This window comes from Citrobacter sp. wls714 (assembly GCF_005281025.1).
GTDB lineage: Bacteria > Pseudomonadota > Gammaproteobacteria > Enterobacterales > Enterobacteriaceae > Citrobacter > Citrobacter werkmanii.
In genome coordinates this window covers 1-257 of sequence record NZ_SZWZ01000015.1, presented here as the reverse complement: position 1 = coordinate 257, position 257 = coordinate 1, and the positions used below count along the sequence as shown (strand labels likewise).

The following is a 257-nucleotide window of genomic DNA, read 5'->3' as shown; positions in this document are numbered from 1 at the left end:
AAACAGCTTTCCTTTTTACCCGGCGAGATAACACCACAGGACCGGCGTCTCATTCAGCGGGCACTCAGGGCTCTGGACCGGCACCTGCATGAGCCCGGCGTGGCCTTCACCTCCTCACATGCTTTCCGTGAATGGCTGCGACTGCATATGGCCGCACTTGAGCGGGAAGAGTTCCGGGTGTTGTACCTGGACAACCAGAATCAGTTGATTGCCCATGAAACGCTCTTCACCGGCACGATTAACCGCACCGAGGTGCA

General features: G+C 57.6%; 1 protein-coding gene. It reads left to right on the top strand.

Annotated elements, in window-relative coordinates; all coding sequences use genetic code 11:
• On the top strand, positions 1 to 257 hold a 257-nt coding region (locus FDX11_RS01620; RefSeq protein ID WP_305764234.1), incomplete at both ends, for a JAB domain-containing protein.